Origin of the sequence: Cecembia sp. (assembly GCF_007126775.1) — a bacterium.
In the GTDB taxonomy this organism is placed as follows: domain Bacteria; phylum Bacteroidota; class Bacteroidia; order Cytophagales; family Cyclobacteriaceae; genus Cecembia.
Map to the genome: position 1 here is coordinate 1 of NZ_SLAP01000035.1, position 3,474 is coordinate 3,474.

3 protein-coding genes and 1 pseudogene are annotated in these 3,474 nt (G+C 39.6%); 1 reads left to right on the forward strand and 3 read right to left on the reverse strand.

Annotation, left to right across the window (positions count from 1 at the left end; translation table 11 throughout):
• Positions 1 to 394: 394 nt before the first annotated feature.
• Together QZT73_RS02690 and QZT73_RS02695 are read right to left on the reverse strand one after the other, a co-directional pair.
• Entirely contained in the window at positions 395 to 1,552 is a 1,158-nt protein-coding gene (locus QZT73_RS02690) for an esterase (protein WP_291786483.1), read from the reverse strand.
• Positions 1,553 to 1,581: 29 nt separating this feature from the next.
• Positions 1,582 to 2,778 carry an esterase gene (locus tag QZT73_RS02695; protein ID WP_291777563.1) on the reverse strand — a complete coding sequence of 399 codons (1,197 nt, stop codon included), beginning with the start codon at positions 2,776 to 2,778 and terminating at the stop codon, positions 1,582 to 1,584.
• 273 nt (positions 2,779 to 3,051) lie between these two features.
• On the opposite strand from QZT73_RS02695, the gene QZT73_RS02700 reads away from it, so the two are divergent.
• Entirely contained in the window at positions 3,052 to 3,336 is a 285-nt protein-coding gene (locus QZT73_RS02700) for a hypothetical protein (RefSeq protein ID WP_291777560.1), read from the forward strand.
• Positions 3,337 to 3,367: 31 nt separating this feature from the next.
• Here QZT73_RS02700 and QZT73_RS02705 read toward each other — a convergent pair.
• Positions 3,368 to 3,474: pseudogene (locus QZT73_RS02705) on the reverse strand (IS982 family transposase); the annotation flags it as partial.

Genomic DNA, 3,474 nt, shown 5'->3' on the forward strand with positions numbered 1-3,474 from the left:
AATTGAACGAACAAATCAATCTTAGCTTAAATATTTTACTTCAAATATCCAATTTCTAGGATTCGTAGTAGCCTGTGCCGATAGCTATCGGCAGAGCCCAGGTGGGCCCACCCCCAAGCCGCTTAGATTTTCTAAGCGGTTTTTTTTATTTTTTGGTTATGAAAAGAACCTCAAAAAGTATCCAGAAATTGGTGAGAAATTATTCCTTTTGTGTTTTGATCTCATCCACAAATTCACCAGGAAAGGCTACTTCGAACCATAATTTAGGTTGAACTTTGATGGCTTTTTTTATATGTTTAAAATTGTTGAAAGATGAAAATTAACAACTCGTATTCAAAGAAAATCCCGATCTAATACCTGTTCAGATAAGGCATTCTCAAAAAAAATCATCAACTTAAAACAACATCGGAGCAAATAAACTCAAATATTCTCTCCAGTTGGCCCAAGTATGCCCGCCTTCATTCTCATAGTATTCATGTTCAAAATTGGTTTGCTTCAAAACATCCAACAACCTTTTGTTGGATTCCATCACAAAGTCATCCACACCACAGGCTACCCAATATTTGGAGACTCCACTCGCTTTTAAAGCCAAAAACTTCTTTTCCATTTCATCCATATTCTCATTCTGATTGAATATGCCGCTACTAAATACACCTATATAGCCAAATGTGCCCGGATAGGTGATGGAAGCTGTAATGGTATGACCTCCTCCCATGGATAAGCCCGCGATAGCACGGCTCTCTTTATTGGCTTTTACCCTATAGTGTTTTTCAATGAAGGGTATTACATCTTCTACAAGACTTTTTTCAAACTGACCTTGAAACTGAACATAACTTTCTCTTGTAATCGGAGGTAATCCAGGTTTCTGACGCAAAGTAGACGTTTGCCAGGCATTTCCATTGGTCATGACGATGATCATGGGTCTAGCTTTTCCTTGGGCAATCAGGTTATCCAATATCAGATTTGCCCTACCCAAAGAGGTCCAGGCATCTTCATCACCACCCCCTCCATGCAATAAATAAAGCACTGGATAATATTCATTACTGGATTCGTAGCCTGGAGGAGTGTACACATACATTCTTCGGTTTATATCCAGAGAAGGCGAATTATACCATACCTGGGACATATTTCCATGAGGTGTATCATTCATCTGGAACAATTCAGCACCTTCCCCAGGTACCATCAGCAAGCTGGCATAACGTGTCCCATCTCTCAAGGCATGAGGATTTGTAGGGTCAATTGTGGCCACACCATCTACTAAAAAGTTGTAATGGTACATGGAAGAAGCCAATGGTTCAATGGTAACTGACCAAACTCCTTGTTCACCTTTTGTCAAGGGTAAGGTTTTTCCAAATCCCATCCAACTTCCATTGATGGTCACCGAATTGGCAGTTTCTGACAACACTCTAAAAGTGACAGCATTGTTAGGGCCAACTTCAGGAGAAACCACTTGTGGTGCCTGCATGGCACTGATTTCCTGTGCTTTCAGGTAGACAACATTGCCTAACAACAAAAAAGCAGCAAGGAAGGCTTTAAAGATTATCTGATTCATGGTATTGGGTTATAAAGTGTAATTATTCATTATTGGAATAGCCTTGGGGCAAACTGACTCAAGTAGACCCTCCAGTTTCTCCAAATATGTCCCCCCTCGCTTTCCTCATATTCGTAGGGCATGCCCATTTTGTCCAATTTCTCTCGGAATTCCACATTGGCGTCAAATAAGAAATCTGTTTTTCCTATCGCGATCCAATACAACTTGTACCCATTTTCCTTTTGAGTCTTTAGTGTACCATCAATGTCACTATAAACTTTTGCGGTAGCATCTTCTCTAGGCATAATTGCAGCAGAAAATAAACCCATGTAATCAAAGGTATTGGGATAATACCTGGATATATGCATAGTGTGAAAGCCCCCCATGGAAAGACCCGCTATTGCCCGATGGGACTTATCTGCTTTTACCCTGTAATTGCTCTCCACAAATTTTACGATATCCATGAAATTTGCTTCATAGGTGCCATCCATTGTTTTGGGAATCATGAATTGTGGTTTGTAGAATCCTAAACTTCCTTCTCCAGGTGCAGCATCTTGTATCACATTGCCGTTGGGCATAACCACAATCATAGGTTTGGCTTTGCCATGGGCAATCAAGTTATCCATGATCTGGGCAGTTCTTCCTAAGGAAATCCAAGCCTCCTCATCCCCTCCTGCGCCATGTAGCAGATATAGCACTGGATATTGATCAGTAGAATTTTCATATCCTGGAGGAGTGTAAACTGTTATTCTTCTTTCCATTCCCAATCCAAGGGAACTGTACCATCTGCGGGCCACGGTACCATGAGGGACGGTATTGGTTTTAAATAGGTCAGCATATCTTCCACCAATAATAAAAATGTTGGTAACCGAAGCCACATCTCTGATCAAAAATGGGTTATTGGGGTCATTTGTTGTGAATCCATCAATTATAAAAGAATAATTATACAGCTCAGGCCCTAGGGGTTCACTGGTAAATTCCCAAACACCATTATCACCTTTAACCAAATCGACTTTACCAGGGCCATCCACCATACCCATAGGAGATTCTATTTTTACAGTAGGTAAAAAATCACCGGTAACCTGAACTGTTTGGGCATTGGGAGCCAACAAGCGGAAGGTAACCTTATTGTTTTCCTGGATTTCCGGACTGATGATTTGTTGGCTACGGAAAAGCGCTTCTTGGGCAAAAAGCCCAGCTACCGTTGAAAACGCCAAGAGTAAAGGCAGCAAGAGGTATTTTTTCATAAGATTCATTGTTTATTTTCAATATGTAAAAATAACATAATGGAATTAGTTTTCCTATAGAATTGCGAAAGCAAAAATTTTGAATGGTTTAAAATGGGCAAATATAAGTTTCGCAAATGTGCCATTGGATAATTTATCCTGATCATAACTGAAAAAAAAGTCATAGTGATAGTACATTTGTAATATGTTCTGATCAAATACAGGGAGGACTCTTTTGTTTTGATCTGACCCTGACAATCCCATTTATTTTCAACCCCCATAAACACCCAAACTATGAAAACCAAAAGAATCTCCGTCATTTTCTTGCTTGTAGCCTTTCTGCTATCCATTCCATTTATTGCCATGCAGTTTACAAAAGAAGTCCAATGGTCACTATATGACTTTATCCTTATGGGGGTTTTGTTATCCATTACAGGTTTGGGAATAGATCTTGTTCTGAGAAAATTTCCAAAGCTTCAGCAAAGGTTACTCTTTATTGCCGTGGTTTTGGGGGCCTTCTTTTTAATATGGGCTGAATTGGCTGTAGGCCTATTCGGAAGTCCTTTTGCGGGGAGTTAAGGAAATAAAGTAATTCCACCCGTTGTGCTAATTAAGTTATAGCAACCTTCAAGTTATTAATAGGTCTATCAAAAACAAATTTATTTATGTATTGGATCAGTGTAAGAGCAGTAATCTTGGCAAGGATTCTTGTTTTAA